At 68.3% G+C, this 19,619-nt stretch carries 19 protein-coding genes; 5 read left to right on the top strand and 14 right to left on the bottom strand.

Annotated features, from left to right (window positions below):
* Positions 1-13: 13 nt before the first annotated feature.
* Genes IHV25_RS07610 through IHV25_RS07585 form a run of 6 tightly spaced genes read right to left on the bottom strand, consistent with a single transcriptional unit; the run spans position 14 to position 6,692 of the window.
* Positions 14-1,462: a UDP-N-acetylmuramoyl-tripeptide--D-alanyl-D-alanine ligase gene (locus IHV25_RS07610; RefSeq protein ID WP_192534522.1), complete on the bottom strand. Its 1,449-nt coding sequence runs from the start codon at positions 1,460-1,462 to the stop codon at positions 14-16.
* On the bottom strand, positions 1,459-2,973 hold the full coding sequence (locus IHV25_RS07605) for a UDP-N-acetylmuramoyl-L-alanyl-D-glutamate--2,6-diaminopimelate ligase (RefSeq protein WP_192534521.1): 1,515 nt from the start codon (positions 2,971-2,973) through the stop codon (positions 1,459-1,461). Before IHV25_RS07605 ends, IHV25_RS07610 begins: the two co-directional genes overlap by 4 nt.
* On the bottom strand, positions 2,970-4,772 hold the full coding sequence (locus tag IHV25_RS07600; RefSeq protein WP_192534520.1) for a peptidoglycan D,D-transpeptidase FtsI family protein: 1,803 nt from the start codon (positions 4,770-4,772) through the stop codon (positions 2,970-2,972). Before IHV25_RS07600 ends, IHV25_RS07605 begins: the two co-directional genes overlap by 4 nt.
* A complete protein-coding gene (gene ftsL / locus IHV25_RS07595) occupies positions 4,772-5,182 on the bottom strand; it encodes a cell division protein FtsL (RefSeq protein WP_192534519.1) in 411 nt (136 codons plus the stop codon). Before ftsL ends, IHV25_RS07600 begins: the two co-directional genes overlap by 1 nt.
* Positions 5,179-6,183, bottom strand: coding sequence for a 16S rRNA (cytosine(1402)-N(4))-methyltransferase RsmH (gene rsmH / locus IHV25_RS07590; RefSeq protein ID WP_192534518.1), 1,005 nt, complete (start codon positions 6,181-6,183; stop codon positions 5,179-5,181). Before rsmH ends, ftsL begins: the two co-directional genes overlap by 4 nt.
* On the bottom strand, positions 6,180-6,692 hold the full coding sequence (locus IHV25_RS07585) for a division/cell wall cluster transcriptional repressor MraZ (RefSeq protein WP_192534517.1): 513 nt from the start codon (positions 6,690-6,692) through the stop codon (positions 6,180-6,182). Before IHV25_RS07585 ends, rsmH begins: the two co-directional genes overlap by 4 nt.
* 728 nt (positions 6,693-7,420) lie before the next feature.
* On the opposite strand from IHV25_RS07585, the gene trpB reads away from it, so the two are divergent.
* The 4 genes from trpB (at position 7,421) to IHV25_RS07565 (ending at position 11,929) form a co-directional block, all read left to right on the top strand.
* Complete coding sequence (gene trpB / locus IHV25_RS07580; protein ID WP_192534516.1) at positions 7,421-8,647, top strand: tryptophan synthase subunit beta; 1,227 nt, start codon at positions 7,421-7,423, stop codon at positions 8,645-8,647.
* On the top strand, positions 8,644-9,453 hold the full coding sequence (trpA, locus tag IHV25_RS07575; protein ID WP_192534515.1) for a tryptophan synthase subunit alpha: 810 nt from the start codon (positions 8,644-8,646) through the stop codon (positions 9,451-9,453). The genes trpB and trpA overlap by 4 nt, the downstream gene beginning before the upstream one ends.
* 101 nt (positions 9,454-9,554) lie before the next feature.
* On the top strand, positions 9,555-10,589 hold the full coding sequence (gene accD, locus IHV25_RS07570; protein ID WP_192534514.1) for an acetyl-CoA carboxylase, carboxyltransferase subunit beta: 1,035 nt from the start codon (positions 9,555-9,557) through the stop codon (positions 10,587-10,589).
* Entirely contained in the window at positions 10,586-11,929 is a 1,344-nt protein-coding gene (locus IHV25_RS07565; protein WP_192534513.1) for a bifunctional folylpolyglutamate synthase/dihydrofolate synthase, read from the top strand. The genes accD and IHV25_RS07565 overlap by 4 nt, the downstream gene beginning before the upstream one ends.
* A gap of 599 nt (positions 11,930-12,528) precedes the next feature.
* Here the strand turns inward: IHV25_RS07565 and IHV25_RS07560 are convergent.
* The 3 genes from IHV25_RS07560 to IHV25_RS07555 form a co-directional block, all read right to left on the bottom strand.
* Positions 12,529-12,879, bottom strand: coding sequence for a hypothetical protein (locus IHV25_RS07560; protein ID WP_192534512.1), 351 nt, complete (start codon positions 12,877-12,879; stop codon positions 12,529-12,531).
* A 242-nt stretch (positions 12,880-13,121) separates the two neighbouring features.
* Complete coding sequence (lysC, locus tag IHV25_RS10750; protein WP_476704112.1) at positions 13,122-13,382, bottom strand: Rz1-like lysis system protein LysC; 261 nt, start codon at positions 13,380-13,382, stop codon at positions 13,122-13,124.
* Positions 13,270-13,641, bottom strand: a complete 372-nt coding sequence (locus IHV25_RS07555; protein WP_192534511.1) for a hypothetical protein — start codon at positions 13,639-13,641, stop codon at positions 13,270-13,272. Before IHV25_RS07555 ends, lysC begins: the two co-directional genes overlap by 113 nt.
* 166 nt (positions 13,642-13,807) lie before the next feature.
* On the opposite strand from IHV25_RS07555, the gene IHV25_RS07550 reads away from it, so the two are divergent.
* On the top strand, positions 13,808-14,254 hold the full coding sequence (locus tag IHV25_RS07550; protein WP_192534510.1) for a hypothetical protein: 447 nt from the start codon (positions 13,808-13,810) through the stop codon (positions 14,252-14,254).
* Positions 14,255-14,545: 291 nt separating this feature from the next.
* Here the strand turns inward: IHV25_RS07550 and IHV25_RS07545 are convergent, their stop codons facing one another.
* From IHV25_RS07545 to IHV25_RS07525, 5 genes are read right to left on the bottom strand one after another with little or no spacing between them, the layout of a single operon-like run.
* Positions 14,546-15,700: a hypothetical protein gene (locus IHV25_RS07545; RefSeq protein WP_192534509.1), complete on the bottom strand. Its 1,155-nt coding sequence runs from the start codon at positions 15,698-15,700 to the stop codon at positions 14,546-14,548.
* Positions 15,701-15,706: 6 nt separating this feature from the next.
* Complete coding sequence (locus IHV25_RS07540; protein WP_192534508.1) at positions 15,707-16,402, bottom strand: baseplate wedge 1 family protein; 696 nt, start codon at positions 16,400-16,402, stop codon at positions 15,707-15,709.
* Positions 16,403-16,404: 2 nt separating this feature from the next.
* On the bottom strand, positions 16,405-17,307 hold the full coding sequence (locus tag IHV25_RS07535; RefSeq protein WP_192534507.1) for a hypothetical protein: 903 nt from the start codon (positions 17,305-17,307) through the stop codon (positions 16,405-16,407).
* A gap of 3 nt (positions 17,308-17,310) precedes the next feature.
* On the bottom strand, positions 17,311-18,162 hold the full coding sequence (locus tag IHV25_RS07530; RefSeq protein ID WP_192534506.1) for a methyl-accepting chemotaxis domain-containing protein: 852 nt from the start codon (positions 18,160-18,162) through the stop codon (positions 17,311-17,313).
* 12 nt (positions 18,163-18,174) lie between these two features.
* Positions 18,175-19,374, bottom strand: a complete 1,200-nt coding sequence (locus IHV25_RS07525; protein ID WP_192534505.1) for a baseplate J/gp47 family protein — start codon at positions 19,372-19,374, stop codon at positions 18,175-18,177.
* Positions 19,375-19,619: the final 245 nt, after the last annotated feature.

Raw genomic sequence — 19,619 nt, 5'->3', positions numbered from 1 at the left:
AGGTCCGTTCGTATCAGGACTGCGGCGCGGCGGGGGCGCCGGTCGCAGTCCGGGGTTCGCAGGTCTCGAGCAGGGCGGCGGCGATCTTCCAGACACCCGATCCGTGGGAGCCCTTGAGCGTAACCACATCCCCGTCCCGAAGGGCGGCCACCAGGGGCGCCATCAGAAGCTCGGGGGCCGCGGTGTGCTGGCCGCGAAGGCGCTCGGGAAGGGCCTCAAACAGGCGGGCCATCAGGGGCCCGGTCGCAAACACAAGGTCAATGTCCCGCTCCGCCACCTGCCGGGCCAGCCTCTCGTGCAGGGCGTTTTCCTGCTCCCCCAGCTCCAGCATGTCGCCCAGGACCGCAATGCGCCGTCCCGTGGGCCCGACGGGCAGCATGGAGAGGGTGGCAATGGCCGCATCCATGCTGTCGGGGTTTGCGTTGTAGCTCTCGTCCACCAACTGGAAGGTGCCCTCGCCCGAGGGGAGCGCAAGACAGTGGCGCAGGCCCCGCCCGGCGGGGGCGCTCACCGAGGCCAGGCCCCGGGCCGCGTCCTCGAGGGACAGGTTCAGGGCCCGGATCACCGCCAGGGAGGCCATGGAGTTGCAGACCCACTGGACCCCCTCAACGGGCATGGAATAGCTGATGGGGCGGCCCTCGGCGCTGACGGTCACGTCCACACGCCCGGCCCCGAGCGCGTAATCCATCATGCGCACGTTGGCATAGGGGCTCTCGCCGAAGGACACGATGTACCAGGCATCGTTTTTCAGGGCCCGCTCCCGCAGGCGCTCGTAATAACGCCCGTCCCGGCCCAGAACGGCCGTGCCGCCGGATTCCAGGCCGTCGAAGATCTCGGCCTTGGCGTCGGCGATGGCGTCCAGATCCCGGAAGAAGGCCAGGTGGGCGGGGGAGATGGTGGTCACAAGCGCCACATCAGGGCGCACCAGACGGGACAGGGCGGAGATTTCCCCCGCGTGGTTCATGCCCATCTCGAACACGGCCACGTCGGCATCCTCGGGCATTCGGGCCAGACTGAGGGGCACGCCGATATGGTTGTTGAGGTTGCCGTCACTGGCGTGGACCCGAAGCTGGCAGCCGACCTCGATGGCGGTGCGGAGCATCTCCTTGGTGCTGGTCTTGCCGACCGAGCCGGTCAGGCCCACCACCTTGCCCCCGAAGCGGGTACGGGCCGCCCTCGCCAGCGCCTCCAGAGCCGCCTGGGTGTCGTCCACCACAAAGCAGGCCCCGCCGGCCGGAACACAGGACGGATCCGCCACGACAACAGCCGCGGCGCCCGCCTCAAGGGCGGCGCCCACATAGGCGTGGCCGTCCAGGCGCTCGCCGCGCAGGGCGAAGAACAGGTCTCCCGGATTGACGGACCGACTGTCAATCGACACACCCGTAAAGGCCGGGGCCCCTTCGCCCCGAAATGTCGTGCCGAGAGCCCCGGCAACAGTGTCCACAGTCCACAAAGGAGTCATGCCTCTTCCACCTTACGAATGGCTTGCCGCGCTTCCTCGGCGTCGTTGAAAGGATAAACCCGGTCACCCACGACCTGGCTTGTCTCGTGCCCCTTGCCCGCGATCAGCAGGACGTCCCCGGAGCCAAGCCCGGAAACAGCCTCGGAAATCGCAGCCGCGCGGTCGCCGATCTCCCGGGCCCCGGGGGCCTGTTCCAGGATGGCGGCCCGGATCAAAGCCGGGTCTTCCGAGCGGGGGTTGTCGTCCGTCACAATGACCCGGTCGGCCAGGCGGGAGGCGATCTCCCCCATGACCGGACGCTTGCCCGCGTCCCGGTCGCCACCGCAGCCGAACACGCACACCAGGCGCCCGGCGCAATGGGGGCGCAGGGCTCGCAGGGCGCTTTCCAGGGCGTCGGGTGTATGGGCGTAATCCACATAGACGTGGGCACCCAGGGGGTGCTCGCCCACCAGCTCGAGCCGTCCGGGCGCGCCCTTCAAGGTGGCCAGAAGCTCGACAATCTCGGGAGCCTGGGAGCCTGCAAAAGACTGGGGCGTGAGAGAACCGAGAACAAGCCCCAGCGCACACAGGACGTTCATGGCCTGGAAGTCCCCCACGAGGGGCAGGAACACCTCGGTCTTGTACCCCAGCACCTGAAGGCGCAACAGCTGGCCGTCCGGCGCGGGGGTGCTGTCCACCAGCCGGATATCCGCACCGTTGCGGCCGTAGAACCACACGGGCATGCAGCGGCGCTCGCCGATGGCCCGCAAGGTTGCGGCCTCGGGGATGTCGGCGTTGGCCACGATAATGCCGCCGCCGGGAAGAACCTCGCTGAACAGCCGGAGCTTGGCCGCCAGATAGGCCTCCATGGTGTGGTGGTGGTCGAGGTGGTCCCGCGACAGGTTCGTAAAGCCCGTAGCCGCCAGCCGGACCCCGTCCAGGCGGTGCTGCTCCAGACCGTGGGAGGACGCCTCCAGCGCCACCGGCCCGCCGCCGCTCTTGCGGATCTGGGCCAGCACCCGGTGAAGGGTCACCGGGTCCGGCGTGGTCATGGAGGTGTCGATATTCAGGCCGTCGCCCTGGACCCCCAGGGTGCCGATGGTCACGGCCCCGGTCCGCCCCATTCCCAGCCAGAGCTGGCGGGCAAAACTGACGGTGGAGGTTTTTCCGTTCGTGCCGGTCACGGCCACAATGGGGGACGGCTGGGGGCCGTAGAACTCGGCCGCCAGAAGGGCAAGAGCCCGGCGCGGGTTCGGATGGGTGAGCAGCACCACACCGGCCTGCGCCGCGCCCTCGGGAAGCATGGTGCCCGGCGGAGCCAGAACGACCCGAGCCCCCCGCTCGACGGCGGCGGCAATGAACGCGCGCCCGTCCGCCCGCACGCCCGGAAGCGCGGCAAACAGCCCGTCGGTGACCACGGTGCGGGAATCGGCGCTCAGCCCGGTGATGACCGGATCCCCGTCGCCCGAAACCGGGGCCGGGACCGCAACCGCCTCGTCGCCGAGGGCCTGGAGTGCACAGGACAGTTTCATCGGGCAGGCCCTCCCTCCGGCTCCAGGGTCTTGAGACCGACCTCCTGGATCAGGGACTCGTCAAAGAACCCCGACGGCGAGAAATACGAGGGCGCCACGCCCAGAAGCGGGGCAATCTCGGCAATCAGGCGGCCGGTGGACGGAGCCGCGTTCCAGCCGGCGGTCCGGTAGCCCCAGGTGCCCTGCACGGGCTGGGGGTCGTCCAGCGTGAACAGGACCACGTAGCGCGGGGCCGTCATGGGGAAGCCCGCCACAAACGAGGCCAGCACCGAGTTCCGGGCATAGCCCCGGCCCACCTGCTTGTCGGCGGTTCCGGTCTTGCCCCCCACGTAGTAGCCGTTGACGGCGGCGCTCTTGCCCGAGCCCGCCTCCACCACCAGCCGCATCAGGGCGCGCATGATCACCGAGTTGCGCTCGCTGATGACCCGGGTTCCCTGAACCGCCTGCCGGTCCTGGACCTTCAGGAGCGTGGGAGGAATGAACACGCCGCCATTGATCACGGCGCTGACGGCGCTGGCAAGGTGCAGGGGCGTGATGGACAGGCCATGGCCGAAGGCCACGGTCAGGGTGGAAATCTCCCGCCAGGGGTTGGGCACCAGGGGGGTGCCCCGCTCGGGCAGCTCGATGCGCACGGGCTCCAGAAGGCCCAGATTCCTCAGGAACTCCCTCTGGTAGGTCGTCCCGACCCGGGAGGCCATGCGGGCCGACCCGATGTTCGAGGAGTACATCATGATTTCGGGAATGGACAGGGGCCGGTTCTTGCCCTTGTAGTCGCTGATGGAGTGCCCGCCAATTCTGAGGGGGGCGCTGGCATCGAAGTACGACCCGAGCGGAATCCCCGACTCAAGCGCCATGGCCGTGTTCACCACCTTGAACACCGAGCCCATCTCGTACACGCCCAGGGTCGCCCGGTTGAAGCGCTCCTTGTCGGCGGGACTGCCGTTGCGCTCGGGCTCGAAATCCGGGAGCGAGACCATGGCCATGACCTCGCCGGTCGCCACGTCCAGAACCAGGGCCGAGCCCCCCTGGGCCCGGAAGTGCTTGACCGATTCCGAAAGCACCCGGTGGGTGATGTGCTGGACCCGCAGGTCAATGGACAGGACCAGGGGCTCATCCGAGGTGGTGAGCCACCTGTCGAAGTAGTTCTCGAGCCCCGAGCTGCCCCGATTGTCCAGGTTGGTGGTCCCCACCACGTGGGACAGGGCCCGGCCACCCGGATAGACGCGCTTCTCGGCGGTCTCGAACTCCAGCCCCGGGATGCCCAGGTCGTTGACCCGCTTCTGCTCGAACGGGGTCAGATGGTGGCGGATGTAGACGAAGGCCCGCTGGGAGTACAGATCCCTGCGCAGCTTCTCCGGATCCAGTTCCGGAAACAGGGCCGGGAGCGCGGCAATGGCGCGCTCGATCTCCGGGCGGGGAATGCCCCGGGTGTCGGCAAACAGGTTGACGGTGGGCAGGTCGGTGGCCAGCACCAGGCCGTTGCGGTCCACGATATCGGAGCGCTTGCGCACGGGCTCCTCGGCCATCTGGCGGGCCATGGCCGCGTTGGCGGTGCCCCGCGCCGTCTCGGGCGCCAGGATCATGATGTCCACAAGACGCCAGGACACAACGGCAAAAAGGGTCGCAAGGACCAGACACATGAACCGCAAACGCGCATGCCCGACCGCGACGGGCCGGGCTCGTTCCTCCGGTCCGGGCAGCTGGCGCCGGTCGCCGGGGGAGACCGGGCCGCCGGGCAGCCGGTCCCCGCCCTGCCCGACAAGGCGCGGACGGGCGCGTTTGCGGAAAAAGGCGTTCATCAACGGGCCCCCCCGCTGATCCGCCGGGTTGCGGAAACCGGGGTCACGGCCAGGGGCGCTGTCTCGACGCGGGCCATGGGGAAGGCTCCGTCCGCAGGCGGCTGGAAGTGCTCGATCTCCTGGGGCTCGCCCGGCTCGGGCGCAAACTCGAGCTGGTCGATGGAGATGTACTGGTCCGCCCGGAGCGGTTTCAGCCCGAGATGCTCGGTCGCCAGAAGATCAAGGCGCGCGGGCTCGTTCAGATAGCTCCACTCCGCGCGCAGGACCTGGATGTCCTGCGAGGTCTTGCGGATGTCCTCGCGGATAGACCCCAGAAGGGTTTCCCGCTGGTCAACCTCGTTCGCCACAAGAAACAGGAACGTCGAGATAAACACGACAGCGACGCCCCAAAAGAGATAGACGGATCTCATGGTTCGGCTCTCCTTGATGTCTCATGATGTCCTGCGGGCGCGTCGGTCCGGATGGCCGAGCGCAAACGGGCGGAGCGGGCACGGGGGTTGGCCCAGGCCTCCGCGTCGGTGGCAGAGCGGGCCTTGCGTTCCCCCAAAAGGAACGCGGGCTGAACACGGTCCTGCCCCGGATCACGGGGCTGGTGGCGGCTGCCTCCGGGCGCCTGGCCCGAACGCTGGCGCAAAAACTGTTTGACGATGCGGTCCTCCAGGGAATGGAAGGACACGACAACAAGACGCCCCCCGGGCGCCAGAAGACGCTCGGCCGCGTCCAGGGCCCTCTCCAACTCGCCCAGCTCATCGTTCACGGCAATGCGCAGGGCCTGGAAGGTGCGGGTGGCCGGATCGATCCCGTCCCGGGAGCGGGGCAGCTGGGAGCGCACAATCTCCGCAAGCTGGAGGGTCCGGGTGACGGGCGCCTCCGCGCGGGCGCGCACGATGGCCCGGGCAATGCGGCGCGAGGCCCGCTCCTCGCCGTACCGGTACAGGATGTCGGCCAGGGCGGTCTCGTCGAGACTGTTCACCAGATCGGCAGCGTCGGGACCGGTTCCCCCCATGCGCATGTCCAGGGGGCCGTCCGCGCGAAACGAGAAGCCCCGATGGGCCTCGTCCAGCTGCATGGAGGACACACCGATATCAAGGACGATCCCGTCCACCCGCTCCACACCCGCCGCCGCGAGCAGCGTCTCCATGTCCCCGAAGCACCCGGGAAGGAACGTGAAGCGCTCCCCGAAGCGTGTCTCGAGAGCCTGGGCCCTGGGCACCGCGGCCGGGTCACGGTCGATGGCCAGGAGCCGGCAGGGCGCCGCCTCCAGGATGGCCGTGGTGTAGCCTCCGGCCCCGAAGGTTCCGTCCACCATGACGTCCCCGGCCGAGGGGGCCAGAGCCTCCAGAACCTCGGCCAGCAAAACAGGAATGTGGGGTGCGCCCGCATCCGGGGCGGTCAGCACGGAAGGGCTCATGGCAGACCTCCCGGCAGAACGCCATGGCTGGACCTGGCCGCGTGCTGGGTCAGGCGGACCCGGAACGCCTCGTGACGCTCCTGGCTCCAGATCTGGAAGGTCTTGCCGCGCCCGACGAAGTGTACACTGTCCCCGGGAACCAGACCGGCCACATCCATCATGTAATCGGGAAGCACAATCCGCCCGTTACCGTCAAAGCCCGTATCCTGGGTCTCACCAATCAATTTGTAGTAGTACGCCATATCCGGATCCGACAGGTCGGGGGACACCCCCAGTTTCTGGCTGTACTCCTCGAGAAGCTCGTGTCCGAAGCCCTCCAGGCAGCCCCTTATTTCGTCAGGCCTTAAGCCAAAATTAAGAGTCCCGTCCTTAATGTCGTCCACGGGCAGCCCCTGGGAAATCGCGTGCTTGCGCGCGGCCTCCAGCAAAACGGCACGAAACTTGGCCGGGACGGAGACCCGTCCCTTCTGGTCAACTTTCGCAACCTGCCAGCCGCTGAAAAACGCCATGGATCGGGAGCCTTTTGTTTCGCCAGGGAAGTGAGAAATACGCAATCCGGGGGCAGACCGGACGCCGCAGCAACCAGAGTTCCACATTCGTATATGACATGGTGATAAGTGGGCGTCAATGGGCTGACATGGTCCAGCAAACCACCAAACAGCTAAGCCCATGGGCTGAAAACGTTTTTTAGAAACACTATCGGTTCTCGCGCGTCAGGCGCAAAAAGAACGGGAAACGCCCGTTAAATTTTGCCCCCATTCGCCATAAATTCTTTCTATGCTCTTTATTTGTTCTCTTCACGCACCCATAAAGGGAAATATATAGGAAACGCGACCGGGGCAATCGGCGCAAGCGGGGCCTGCAAAAGCCCGGACCCCCGCACACAACGGCGCCCTGATTCGGAGCGCCCCCGAATGCGAGTCCCGCCCCCCCCTGCACCGCGGCAAACACCCGGCTTTCCGGGCCCGGCCGGGAAATCGGCCTCCCCGAGTCTGGATCGGGACCGGTCCGGCCCATGCCAGCCCATGCCCCGGAGCCACCCATCCCAGCCCATGGCCCCCGGCCCCAGGCGCCCACCCACAGGCGGCGGGGCGGGGAAACGGGCGCTCGGTGGCGGGAAAAACGCCCCCGCAGCCGAAACCCGGGCCCAAAGCAGCCGGACGCACGGCAGGTCTTCCGCCACGGTGCGGTCTACGTTATAACAGCCCGGCCTTTATGCAAGGAGTGCGGGAGACCCATGGAAACGAGACACAACACCTATCGCAACGGCCCGGACGACCGGGGCCGCTTCGGCCAGTACGGAGGGCGCTTCGTGGCCGAGACCCTCATGCCTCTGATCCTTGATCTCGAGCGGGCCTGGAACGAGGCCCGGAACGACCCCGCCTACATCCGCGAGCTGAACGGCTACCTGAGCACCTACGTCGGGCGCCCCAGCCCCCTCACCTTTGCAGCCCGGCTGACAGAGGAACTGGGCGGCGCGAAGATCTACCTCAAGCGCGAGGATCTGAACCACACCGGTTCCCACAAGGTGAACAACACCATGGGGCAGATCCTTCTGGCCCGGCGCATGGGCAAGACCCGCATCATCGCCGAGACCGGAGCCGGGCAGCACGGCGTGGCAACCGCCACGGTCTGCGCGCTCTTCGGCATGCAGTGCGTGGTCTACATGGGCGCCACCGACATCGCCCGGCAGGCCCCCAACGTCCTGCGCATGAAGCTGCTTGGCGCCGAGGTCCGCCCCGTCACCTCGGGCGCGGGCACCCTGAAGGACGCCATGAACGAGGCCATGCGCGACTGGGTGACCAACATCGCCGACACCTATTATCTGATCGGCACGGCCGCCGGCCCCCACCCCTACCCGGTGATGGTGCGGGAGCTCCAGACCGTGATCGGCAACGAGACAAAGGCCCAGATCCAGGAGGTCGAGGGACGCCTGCCGGATACGGTGATTGCCTGCATCGGCGGCGGCTCCAACGCCATCGGCATGTTCCACCCGTTCCTTGACGACCCGGAGGTGACCCTGATCGGAGTCGAGGCCGCGGGCGAGGGCCTGGACCGGCGCCACGCCGCCTCCATGGCGGGCGGCACCCCGGGCGTGCTGCACGGGAACCGGACCTACCTCCTGCAGAACTGGGACGGCCAGATCACCGAGGCGTTCTCCATCTCCGCCGGCCTGGACTACCCGGGCGTCGGCCCCGAGCACGCCTGGCTGAACGACACAGGACGGGTGACCTACGTCCCCATCACCGACAGCGAGGCCCTGGACGGCTTCCAGCTTCTGACCCGGACCGAGGGCATCCTCCCGGCCCTGGAGAGCTCCCATGCCATCGCGCATGCGGCGAAGATCGCGCCGGGGCTTCCGGCCGACCACCTTCTGGTGATCAACGTCAGCGGGCGCGGCGACAAGGACATCGAGTCCGTTGCCCGGGCCCTTTCGGCCCGCAGCGAGGAGACCGCCGGATGAGCGCGACCATGACCCCCGCATCCAACGACCGCATTGCCCGGCGTTTTGCCGCCCTGAAGGCCGAGGGCCGGGGCGCCCTTGTGACCTACACCACCGCCGGGGATCCGGACGCCGCCCGGGCGCTGGAGATCCTGCGCGGGCTTCCCGCCGCCGGAGCCGACGTGATCGAGGTGGGCATGCCCTTCTCCGATCCCATGGCCGACGGCCCCACGGTCCAGGCGGCCGCCATCCGGGCGCTCGCCGCCGGCATGACCCTGAAGGGAACGCTGGACACCATCGCCGCCTTCCGCGAGGGGGACACGGACACCCCCGTGGTGCTGATGGGCTACTACAATCCCATCTATATCTATGGGGCAGAGGCCTTCGCCCGGGACGCGGCGGCTGCGGGCGTGGACGGGGTTCTGATCGTGGACCTGCCGCCGGAAGAGGCGGACGAGATGATCGGGGCCCTGCGGGCCCACGGCCTCTCGCTGATCATGCTCACCACCCCGACCACGGACGAAACCCGCCTCGACGAGATCCTTCGCTATGCGAGCGGTTTCCTTTACCATGTCTCGATCACCGGGATCACCGGCTCGGCCTCGGCCGAGAACGAGGCGGTGGACTCGATGATCCGCATGATCCGCTCCCGGACCGACCTGCCCGTGGTGGTGGGCTTCGGCATCAAGACGCCCGAGCAGGCCCGCGCATTCGCAGGCATGGCGGACGGCGCCGTGGTGGGCTCGGCGATCGTTTCACGCATTGCCGCGGACGAAGATCCGCTGGGATTCGTGAAAGAACTCGCCAACGCCGTCCGGGGGCGATAAATTCCAGGCGTCCGGCACTCTTGCGCGGATGTAAGTTTGACCGGGGCTGCGGGCGCAACTGGCTCTCCTGCCGTCCCCTCCTGTAGACAGAGCGTGACGACATGAACTGGCTGACAAACCTTGTGCGCCCGAAAATCCGGAACCTGGTTCCCAAGAAGGATGTTCCGGAAAACCTCTGGGTCAAGTGCCCCTCCTGCGAGCACATGCTGTTCCGCAAGGACGTGGAGAAGTCCAGCATGGTCTGCTCCCGCTGCGGACACCACATGCGCCTGCCCGCACGCAAGCGCCTGGAGATGCTGTTTGACGGGGGGAACTATACGGAAATCCAGCTTCCGGTTCCGGCTCCGGATCCGCTGAAGTTCAAGGATCTGAAAAAGTACCCCGACCGCCTGAAGGACGCCCAGACCAAGACCGGCGAGAAGGATGCCCTGATCGTCGCCCACGGCTGGCTTGCGGGCATGCCGGTGGTCGTGGCCGCCTTCAACTTCGACTTCATGGGCGGATCCATGGGCGTGGCCGTCGGCGAGGGCCTCGTCCAGGCGGCCGAGGTGGCCGTGCAGCAGCGCGCGGCGCTGATTGTGATCCCGGCCTCGGGCGGCGCCCGCATGCAGGAGGGCATCCTGTCCCTGATGCAGATGGCCCGCTCCACCGTGGCGGTGCAGCGTGTCCGGGAAGCCCGCCTGCCCTACATCGTGCTTCTGACCGACCCGACCACCGGCGGCGTGACGGCCTCGTTCGCCATGCTGGGCGACGTGACCCTGTCCGAGCCCGGCGCCGTGATCGGCTTCGCCGGAGCCCGGGTGATCGAGAACACCATCCGCCAGAAGCTCCCCGAGGGCTTCCAGCGGGCCGAGTACCTGCGTGACCACGGCATGGTGGATCTTGTGGTGCACCGCAAGGACATCAAATCCACGATCGCCCGGATCATCTCCATCATGACGCACCGGGACGCCCCCTCGGAACTGGCTCCCGCGTACCTCTCCACGGTGGAGGAGACCGACTCTCCCCTGCCCCTGCCGCCGCCCGGCGACCCCGAGGCCGCAGCCCGGGCCGACGGACGCCCGGCTGACCCCTCGGACGAGGTCTCCGAGGATGACGAGGGCCCGGAAGACCCGACCCAGCACGGGGACAAATGATCCCGGGAACCGAAGGGGGAGCCGCCCGGGTTCACGCCATCCTCGAGCGCCTGTCAGGTCTTCATCCCAGCCGGATCGACCTGACACTGGACCGGGTGTGGCGTCTGCTCGAGGCCCTGGGCAACCCCCAGGATCACCTGAACGCGCCGGTCGTCCACATCGCGGGGACGAACGGCAAGGGCTCGACGGCGGCCTGTATCCGGGCCGCACTCGAGACCGCGGGGCACACGGTCCACACCTACACCAGCCCGCATCTGGTGCGCTTCAACGAGCGCATCCGCGTTGCCGGAGACCTGATCTCCGACGACCGCCTGGCCGCTCTCCTGGAAGAGGTGGAGAGCGCCAACGCGGGCCTGCCCATCACCTTCTTTGAAATCACCACCGTGGCGGCATTCCTGGCCTTTGCCCGAACCCGCGCCGACGCCGTGATTCTGGAAACCGGCCTGGGCGGCCGCCTGGACGCCACCAATGTGGTGACGAAGCGCACGCTGGGGGTCATCACCCCCGTCGCTCTGGACCACCAGGCCTATCTGGGAAACACGCTTGAGGAGATTGCCCGGGAGAAAGCCGCCATCCTGAAGGCGGGCACGGGGGTCTCGGCCCGCCAGGAACCGGAGGTGCTCCGGGTGCTGGAGGCGAGGGCCCGTGACGCGGGCTGCCGTCTGCTTGTGGAGGGACGGGACTGGTCCGTCGAAAGCACCGGGGACGGCTTCCGGGTGCACCGGGCGGGCGGAGAGACCGCCGACTACCCGAGGCCCGCACTGGCGGGCGCCCACCAGAAGGCCAATGCGGCTCTGGCGGATCAGGTTCTTGAGGTTCTGGGGGATAGGGGCGGCACGGAAGGCGCCGGGCTGGCCACCACCACGGCCGAGCGCTCCCGGGCGTTTTCCCGGGAGGTGACCTGGGCTGCCCGCATGCAGCCTCTGGACCGGGGCCGGCTGGTGGAGAGCCGTCCGGCGGGAACCCGGGTCTGGCTTGACGGCGGGCACAACGCCCACGCCGCCGCCGCCCTTGCCTCACTGGTGCGGGAGTGGTCCCTGACAGGTCCGGTGGACATGGTCCTGGGCATGATCGAGACCAAAGATCCGAAAGGCTATCTGGAGCCTCTGGTGCCCTGGATCCGCCGCCTTGCGGTGGTTCCCGTCCGGGGCGGACAGACCGGCGCGGGCATGGACGCCGGGCTTCTGGCCCGCATCGCCGCCGAGACGGGCGCCCGCGAGGTCCGGGTGTTCGCGGACCCGGAGGAGGCCCTGGCCAGCCTCGATGCCCCGAATGTGCTGATTGGCGGCTCGCTGTATCTGGCGGGCGACATCCTGGAGCGCAACGGCACCCCTCCCTGAGGACCGGGACGCCTCCCTGAGGACCGGCACGCCTCCCTGAGATGCGGGGGCCACCCTGAGATGCGGGGCGCCACCCTGCGCACCACCCTACCACACGCACCCGGGCCGGAACCTTTTCGGGGACTGGGATGCGACCTCTCCACGGCCCCTGCAGCCCGTCCGCGGAACCGGCGCGGCGGGTCAACCGGCGGGGCTATACGACCGGGCCAAGCCGGACAGGCGCCGCAACGCCCCCCCACAGGGAACGGACGAACCACCGCCGTGGGAGCCCTGTTCAGGACCGCGCATGGGGCCGCTCCCCGGCCCGTACGGCCAGGACAGGCCTTCATACGCAGCCACGCCCCGCCGCCAGGAACGGCAGCCGGCATGGGCGGGGACAAAATCAGATGTCAGGAAATTTGTGAGGTCCGGGTTCCGGCGAACCTGCTTTGGGGCGACGCTCTGGTGCAGCCGCCTCCCGGGTCCGGGTGCCCCGTGCGGGGCCCGGACCGGAAAGGAACCTCGCCCCGTCATTCGGAGCGACAACCCGCCATGGACAACAGAGAACACCCGATGCAAAACACCCGGTGTTCCCTGGGTCCATGGCGGGGACCAAGGGTCTAGCGTCGGGCGGGGCCACCCTGGGACGCCCCCTCGGGGCTGCCCGTCTCACGGCTGACATCGCCGGAGCTCGGGGTGTGGTGCTTCGGATCAATGGTCTGGGTGTCCATCTTCTCCGGAGCCTCCATGCCCGTGGCGGGCTCGGCCTTCTCGCCGGGGGACGGCGTGGTCATGCTCGCGGGGGGGGCAACAGCGTCCTTCGCCTTGCTGCTCTCGGCAACGATGAGCGGGCGGTCGTTGAAGCTGATATCCTGGGATCCGGACGAGCCCAGGAGCAGGACGCCACCCAGAACGGCCGCGGCCGGAGCAAGAACGGAAAGTGTTGCGATTTTATTGCGTGTCCAGAACATAGGCAAAATCCTTATGGTTGTCGTCCAGAAAGCCGCGCCTCACAGGGGCGCGCTGCGACGAGAGACACTGAGACGCCTTTCAGGTTCCCTCCCCAACGCACGAGCAACGTCCATCCGGAGGGCCTCTGCTACCGTCCGGGTAATCCCATCACGATAGATCCCTAAGAATTTGCACCGGAGCGGGTTACATGTCAACATTGAAAAATTAAAGGGTTACACATACAGGTATGTTTTTCAGTGCATTACCTCGCAAGAATCTGCGACAGGGCCTGAAGCCGGCACCGGCAGTCCTGTCCGGCATCGCTGAGTTGCACCAGGTAGCGGGCAACGTCGCGCTGGGTGCTCCCGGGCCCGGGAGCCTCGGGCGCAGGGGCACAGCCGCGAAGGCTCTCAGGGATTTCCGGGCGCAGGTAGTGCACCGTCTCCACAGCCGGGAGTGCGCACGCGCTCAAGAGCCCGGCGCAAGACAGGAGCAACAGGACCGTTATCACCTTCCGGGGCATTCTCGATCTCCCTCATGGCTGCGTGCAGCGCCTCGGTGCGCTTCTTTTCGGCCGCATGGACCGACTCCAGGGTCTCGACCGCCTTTCGGGCGTCGGTGCGGACCGCCTCAAGGGTCACCACCAGGGCGGCATTCGCGCTTCGCAGGGACCGCTCCCGCCCTGCGGCCGCCTCCAGATCCCGCGACAGGCTGTACGACCAGGCCACAAGGCCCGCACACACCAGCGCGACCGCCAAAAGGGCGGGATTTCGCACATCCATAGCACTATCCTTTCCCGTCAATGCCTTGAACACCGGCAGACAGACGCCGGGAACGCCTCCCTGACCGAACGCCTCGCGACCACCGCGGCCCAGGTTATGCCCCCGAATGGGGCCAGCCCGGACCCGCGCCGGACGGGGGCACCCCCTGAAAAAAAGGAGAAACGCCATGCCACACCGTTCGACCCGGATCCTGTCCGGACTTCTGGCGTGCGCTCTGGCAGCGGGGAGTGCAGCGGGCTGTGCCGCACCGCCCGCCTGCCCCCTGCCGGCACCGGTCCCGTCAGCCCCGGGGCTCGATTCCCACAACGCACGCAACGCCCTCGACTGGGACGGCCTCTACGTGGGAGCGTCCCCGGAAGACACCCTGACCCTGTTCCCGGACGGCCGGTACGTGATGAGCGGAGCCCGGGCCGTCCTGCCCCCGGCGGGAGCGTTCGACTGGGATCCCTCCGGCAGCCGGATCCTGCTCCCGGCGGGAGACAGGCCTGCGGCAGTTTTCTTTGTGGGCGAGGGCTTTGTCCGGCAGATCTGCCCGCAAACCGACCCGGGGGCCGAACCGGTTTACCGCAAGGCCGGAGTCGCCCCGGGGCACCCTCCCCCCGGCACCCCGTAATCCGGGTGCCCCCTCGGGACCGGCGGGCCGGCGGGAGACGCCGGGGCGGAGCGGCCCGGAACACGACAGGCCACGACACGCCACCTGTCACTCCCCTGCCACAGCCTCCACCCGGTCCGTCCCTCCGCCCCCCCTCCTTGCCCCACCGCCCGCCATCACGGCGGCTTGCGCATCCCGGCGGCATGCGCCATCCCGCAGGCACCAGCCCCTCCGCGCGCCCAACGGCACATACGCTGTCCCCTCACCCCGGGGCGCCGGGGTCTCCGGACTGGCGTGGCCCGCCCGCGGCCGTCAGAGCCCGCGGCGGAAAAAATCCACCACGACCACGCCCTGCTCCCCCGGCTCTCCGGCGCCGCCCTTGACCCCGACCGTGCCGCCGTTTCCTCCGGCGCCATAGGCATAGGGCTTCTCGAACGGGGTTTCCCCCGGAGTGGAGACCATCACGCCGCCCAGGATCAGGGGGATGCTCCCCACCCCTCCCGCAGGACCGGAGGGCGCAATCGGCACCGGCCCCAAAGCCACCGCACGATCGGTCTTCGAGCCCGGGCGACAGGCCAGAACCTTCTGACCGGAGGCCGCCACAGGCGAACCGGCCCCCTCGGTCACGCCCTGGATGAGGACGGGGGGAATGGAGACCAGCCCCGAGCACGATGTGCGGGTCAGCGCCCCGGCGGTCCACGAGCCCCCCTGTCCGATCACCACGTCCAGGACATCGCCCCTGGCCACCGCCGCCGTCTTCTGAACCACGTATCCGGAGGGCCCCGCGCATCCTCCAAGAGACTGCCCGCCCTGAACGGTCACACTCTCGCCGTCCTTCCCCTCGCTCACCAGGGTTACGACAACGGTTCCGGCCGCCGGGGCCGTCCACCGCCCCGACGCGGACAGGACATGGCGCTCGTGCCCCGTGGCAGACCCCAGGGCGCCGGCCAGACCGGCGGGCGTCACGGCGCAGGCGGTGTCACTCCCCGCCCGGGCCTCGGCGACGGTGGCAAGCCGGCCCAGGCCCCAGACCGTCTCGCTGAAGCGGGGGATCCGGGAGACATCCAGCCCCCCGGTTTCCAGGATTTTCCAGCAGGTGCCGGGCGAGTCCTGAACCGGATCCCGGGGCCCGGTGCCGGTTCCCGGTCCGGATTCCGCCAGGGCCACGTATTTTTTGCCGTCCGATCCGTAGACCTCGCAGCGCACGGCGTAGTCCCGCCCCGAGGACCACTCGAAGGTGCCCCCGGACTGCTGGTAAAGCGCAAACTGGGACAGGTGGTTCAAGATGCCGTTGATGTCAGACCGGGTGGGCGGCACCCCTCCCGCCGCCACCGGCAGGGAGGTCCGGGGCGGGAACCCCGCGACAAAACTGGCCAGGTAGTCCGTGACCTGGGTGTCCGGTATGGAGTTCTTGTCCCCGCCCTCGGCAAACGGACGGGGGATTTCGGTCGGCCTCGACAGTGCCATGGTGTGCTACTCCGCTGGTGGTTCGGGGATCGCAACCCCGTAGGAAAACGCGCCCTGGTCAAAGGGCTGGAGCCCGGAGCCCGAAAAACCGAACGTGGAGCCCGGCTCGTGCTCCAGCCATTCGAAGCCCACTCCCGCGCCCCGGGCAAGCAGCCCCCCCTTGCGAAAAAGCGAGCGCTGCCAGGGCTCGAGAAGGAAGGGGAAAACGCACCGGATGCGCATCACCCCGACCTCGAGAACAAAAACCGGGAGCCCCCGGAACAGGCGGTTCAGAAGAGCGTTCAAAGTCGCCGCGTCCGCCGACGAGATGTTGGCCAGAGCCTTGAACATCAGCAGCTCGCGGAAGGGGGCGTCGGCCAGGGCAAAGGTGCGCGTCGCCGCGCCCGGGTTGAACACCCCGTTGTCAAACGCCCGAAGCCCCGACCCGTTGAAGCCAAGAACGTCGCCCTCATCCAGCTCCAGGCTCCGACTGATCCCGAGGATCCGGCCCCAGATGTCGAGCCCCGGACCGCGGGCGGTGCGAATGTCAAAAACAGTGCGGTAGAACAGGAGGATATCGTTTGCGGGATCCAGGCGCGCGGCCTTGCCCGCGACGAGCGACCGGATCACCGGCGAGGCCGAGTACTGGCTTTGGAGCGTTGCCGGAGGAACGTCCCGAATGTCCGGAACGCTGCGAAGATTGGGGATCGAACGGATGTTCATGCTCACCCCTCCGCGCACGCCACGGCGTTCCAGTCCCCATAGACAGGAAGGGGCGCCTGGACCCAGGAGAGTCCGTCCTCCGAGCACAGGGCATCGCCCCCGCCCCGAGCCATAAGGACAAAACGGCCCCGACCGTACCCCATGCAGTTCCAGTCCGCCTTGATCGGAAGAAGTATCTTCTCCCAGGTCACCCCATCGCGGGACCAGGCCCCGTTCCTGCTCCATGCCGCCGCGCTCACAAAGCGGTCCTTTCCAAACGCCAGGGCATACCACGACTCGTAGGTGGGCATCTCGCCCAAAGACCAGTTCACGCCATCGACAGATGAGCACGTTTCTCCGCGAAGGCAGGACACACCAACAAAACGCCCCATGCCCCAGCACACCTTGCTCCACCCAGAAAACTTGGTCGCGCTGCTCTGCCACGTGTCCCCGTCATCAGACCACAGGGTGGTGTCCATCAGGTAAGCAAGCACCGCGAACCGTCCGCCGCCATAGGCCACAGACCGCCAGTAGCCGTATCCCAGCGGCTCCGCCCGGTGCCACGACCGGCCATCCGTTGACCACATTGCACCCGTCGACGTGCCCGACAAGGGGTCCCCGACCGCGACAAAGCGACCGTTGCCGAAGGTGATGCTTGTCCAGTTCCCGCGAAAGGGCAGCTCCCCGGGGATCCAGGTCTTGCCGTCCGCAGACCACGCATACAAAGCGCTGCCCGCGGCCAGGGCGACAAAACAGTCTCCCCCCCAGGCCACCGCGCGCCAATTCAGGGCAGCGGGCAAGGAGGCCTGCATCCACGTCAGCCCGTCGTCGGACCACACGGCGTCCCTGCTGCTGTCCCCCACGGCAACAAAACGCCCGGCGGGCCCGCGGCGCCCGTAGCCGGGCAAAACAAGAGCCCCTGCCATTGTCTACACTCCCAACCGGAGAAGAACGCCAACACCCGTGGTGCCCGAACCGGATCCGGACAGCGTGAAGTCCACACTCCGCCCCCGGAACGCGGTCACGTCCACCGTGGCCGGCGCGGGGGGGATGGTGATTTTGGTGTCGCCGAAGGTCAGGGCTGCGGACAGGGAAAGGCCCGCAACCGATGACCCGCTCGGGTCAAGGGCCACAAGACTTGCGGTCCGTCGATCCGGCGGAATGACCGAACGCACCGGGTCGGTCTGGTTTGCATCAAAGTAAAGAGGGAGCCACGCCGGAGCAGCGAGGGCCTCCCGGGCCTGCGCCTGCGCCGCCTCCCCCGTCACCCGGGCCCGGTCTGCGGCCTCGGTTGCGCTGTCGGCACGGCTGCGGGCGGCGGCGGCGGCACTCGCGGCATCGGTGGCACTCTTTCGGGCGGCAGCGGCAGCGTCTGCGGCGCCCCGGGCACGGGTATCGGCTTCCCCCGCCCGGGTTAGCGCGGTCTCCACCCGGGTTCGGGTGGTCTCCAGAGCCGCCCGGGTCGTTTCCAGGGTGCTCTCGGCCCGCCCCACGGCCCGGGATGCGGCGCCCACCTCCTCGCGGACAGTCTCGAGCCCCTCCAGAGCCTGCCGGGCAAGCTGCTGGGCGGTCGTGGCGATCCCGGCCGCCTGGCGCGCGGCCGTGCCCGCCTCGTTCCCCACGGACACCGCATCACCGACCGCTCCCGCCGTCTGGGCGATCCGCGCGGAGAGATCCTCGGCTTTCTGCTCCAGGGCGTTCAGGAAGTCCGCGGTCTGGCGCTCGAAGGACGCACCCGGCAGGGCGCCCGATTCCGGAAGGTACCGGCAGGAAGACGTCATGGGAAACTCTCCTCAGACACTGGCGAAGGAAATGGAGGCCTCTGTCAGAACCGGCACACGATCGGCCGGGACCACAACCGAGCCGGCCCACTCGGGCGCCTCGTCGGTGGCCACCTGGAGGGACACCAGATTCTGGATCCCGGCGGACACCACCGGGCAGACGTAGGTCGTTGCGTAGACGCTCGAGGCAATCCGGGCTTTCCGGCTCCCGCTCTCGCCGTTGAAGGCGTCCACCAGAGCCTTGCGGGCCAGGGCCTCGATGTCCGCCGGGGTGGAGACCGTGGGGCGCAACGTGACCCGGAAGCGGAAGGACAGGGGGGTCGGCCTCTGGATACGATAGGTGTAGAGGGCGCCGCCGTACTCGTGATCCACCCAGGTGATTTCCGAGTCTCCGGCGGTGCCGCAGCCCGCATCCTTTTTCCGGTAGAACACCTCGGCAATGTCCCGGTCCCCGCCCCCGTAGATGCTGGCAAAGACCGAGTGCCCCGGAATGGTCACCCCCCACTTCACCACCGGAACCGGACCGGTGTTTTCCAGAACGCACAGGTCCAGAACCCCGTTCAGGTCGGCCAGGGCGCCATAAAGGGAGGCAAGGGTTCCGTGTCCGTTCCGGGCCACGCTGGCGGCCCGGCGGGTTTCAAAGTCGTGCCGCGTTTCCTCGTGCCGCCCGGGAACGCCGGGGGCCGGATTTTCCGCGCTGTCCCACCCGGGAATGGTGGTGACGATCCCCGTGACCAGGCGGGCGGGGACCGCAACCGGCCCCGGGGTATCGCAGGAAAACAGGATCTCCGCGGTGCCGGACGGCCCGATCACCTCCGCTGACAGGGCGGAGAAGGTCAGGTTTCCGGCCGCCATGACCCGGGCGCCCCTCGGGATGACGGTTCCGGGCAGCCCCCGGCACACCACCGTGATCACCGAGGGCTGGGCCGACTTGCGGGTCAGGAAATAGAGACTGGCCAGGGCCTCCTGAAAGATGCCGTCAGCGGTCTGGGGGTCGAACTGGCTGGCCAGGGCCAGAAGCTGGGCGTCCTTCTCGGCGATGAACACGGTCTCCGAGTCAACGAGCTGTCCCGCCGGGGTGTCCGGCGTGGTCTCCAGCGGGGGCGTGTCCTCACGCCCGAAGGCATTCACCCAGGCGGCGCGCACGCGCTCCCGGATAACGTCCGTGCTTTCGGCACGCAGGCCGGTTGTCGGGTCGAAGATCAGGGGCATTGGCTCGGATCCATGGACAGGGGGGACAGGAAGGAGGGGCAGAGACAGGGGGGCCAGGAAGCGAAAAGGAAAGGGAAAGGGGGAGAGAGGAAGAAAAGGGATCAGGGCCCGTGGACACGCCGGGAAGCGCGGACGGGGCGGGAACCGGGGACAGGGCGGCAGGCCGAACAGGCCGCCCCCCGCGCCGCGACCCGTTCAGGCACACCGTGGCAACCGGGCACCCACCACCGGACCGCAGACAAGGA

It is taken from the genome of Phaeovibrio sulfidiphilus (genome assembly GCF_014861485.1).
GTDB classification, from domain to species: domain Bacteria; phylum Pseudomonadota; class Alphaproteobacteria; order Rhodospirillales; family Rhodospirillaceae; genus Phaeovibrio; species Phaeovibrio sulfidiphilus.
The sequence above is the reverse complement of the archived record's forward strand: the minus strand, read 5'-3'. Positions and strand labels throughout refer to the sequence as shown.

What these genes read in the sequence shown, in the direction of transcription:
- IHV25_RS07610 (WP_192534522.1), bottom strand. Translation starts at nt 1,462, where the DNA reads ATGACTCCTTTGTGGACTGTGGACACTGTTGCCGGGGCTCTCGGCACG.
- IHV25_RS07605 (WP_192534521.1), bottom strand. Translation starts at nt 2,973, where the DNA reads ATGAAACTGTCCTGTGCACTCCAGGCCCTCGGCGACGAGGCGGTTGCG.
- IHV25_RS07600 (WP_192534520.1), bottom strand. Translation starts at nt 4,772, where the DNA reads ATGAACGCCTTTTTCCGCAAACGCGCCCGTCCGCGCCTTGTCGGGCAG.
- ftsL (WP_192534519.1), bottom strand. Translation starts at nt 5,182, where the DNA reads ATGAGATCCGTCTATCTCTTTTGGGGCGTCGCTGTCGTGTTTATCTCG.
- rsmH (WP_192534518.1), bottom strand. Translation starts at nt 6,183, where the DNA reads ATGAGCCCTTCCGTGCTGACCGCCCCGGATGCGGGCGCACCCCACATT.
- IHV25_RS07585 (WP_192534517.1), bottom strand. Translation starts at nt 6,692, where the DNA reads ATGGCGTTTTTCAGCGGCTGGCAGGTTGCGAAAGTTGACCAGAAGGGA.
- trpB (WP_192534516.1), top strand. Translation starts at nt 7,421, where the DNA reads ATGGAAACGAGACACAACACCTATCGCAACGGCCCGGACGACCGGGGC.
- trpA (WP_192534515.1), top strand. Translation starts at nt 8,644, where the DNA reads ATGAGCGCGACCATGACCCCCGCATCCAACGACCGCATTGCCCGGCGT.
- accD (WP_192534514.1), top strand. Translation starts at nt 9,555, where the DNA reads ATGAACTGGCTGACAAACCTTGTGCGCCCGAAAATCCGGAACCTGGTT.
- IHV25_RS07565 (WP_192534513.1), top strand. Translation starts at nt 10,586, where the DNA reads ATGATCCCGGGAACCGAAGGGGGAGCCGCCCGGGTTCACGCCATCCTC.
- IHV25_RS07560 (WP_192534512.1), bottom strand. Translation starts at nt 12,879, where the DNA reads ATGTTCTGGACACGCAATAAAATCGCAACACTTTCCGTTCTTGCTCCG.
- lysC (WP_476704112.1), bottom strand. Translation starts at nt 13,382, where the DNA reads ATGCCCCGGAAGGTGATAACGGTCCTGTTGCTCCTGTCTTGCGCCGGG.
- IHV25_RS07555 (WP_192534511.1), bottom strand. Translation starts at nt 13,641, where the DNA reads ATGGATGTGCGAAATCCCGCCCTTTTGGCGGTCGCGCTGGTGTGTGCG.
- IHV25_RS07550 (WP_192534510.1), top strand. Translation starts at nt 13,808, where the DNA reads ATGCCACACCGTTCGACCCGGATCCTGTCCGGACTTCTGGCGTGCGCT.
- IHV25_RS07545 (WP_192534509.1), bottom strand. Translation starts at nt 15,700, where the DNA reads ATGGCACTGTCGAGGCCGACCGAAATCCCCCGTCCGTTTGCCGAGGGC.
- IHV25_RS07540 (WP_192534508.1), bottom strand. Translation starts at nt 16,402, where the DNA reads ATGAACATCCGTTCGATCCCCAATCTTCGCAGCGTTCCGGACATTCGG.
- IHV25_RS07535 (WP_192534507.1), bottom strand. Translation starts at nt 17,307, where the DNA reads ATGGCAGGGGCTCTTGTTTTGCCCGGCTACGGGCGCCGCGGGCCCGCC.
- IHV25_RS07530 (WP_192534506.1), bottom strand. Translation starts at nt 18,162, where the DNA reads ATGACGTCTTCCTGCCGGTACCTTCCGGAATCGGGCGCCCTGCCGGGT.
- IHV25_RS07525 (WP_192534505.1), bottom strand. Translation starts at nt 19,374, where the DNA reads ATGCCCCTGATCTTCGACCCGACAACCGGCCTGCGTGCCGAAAGCACG.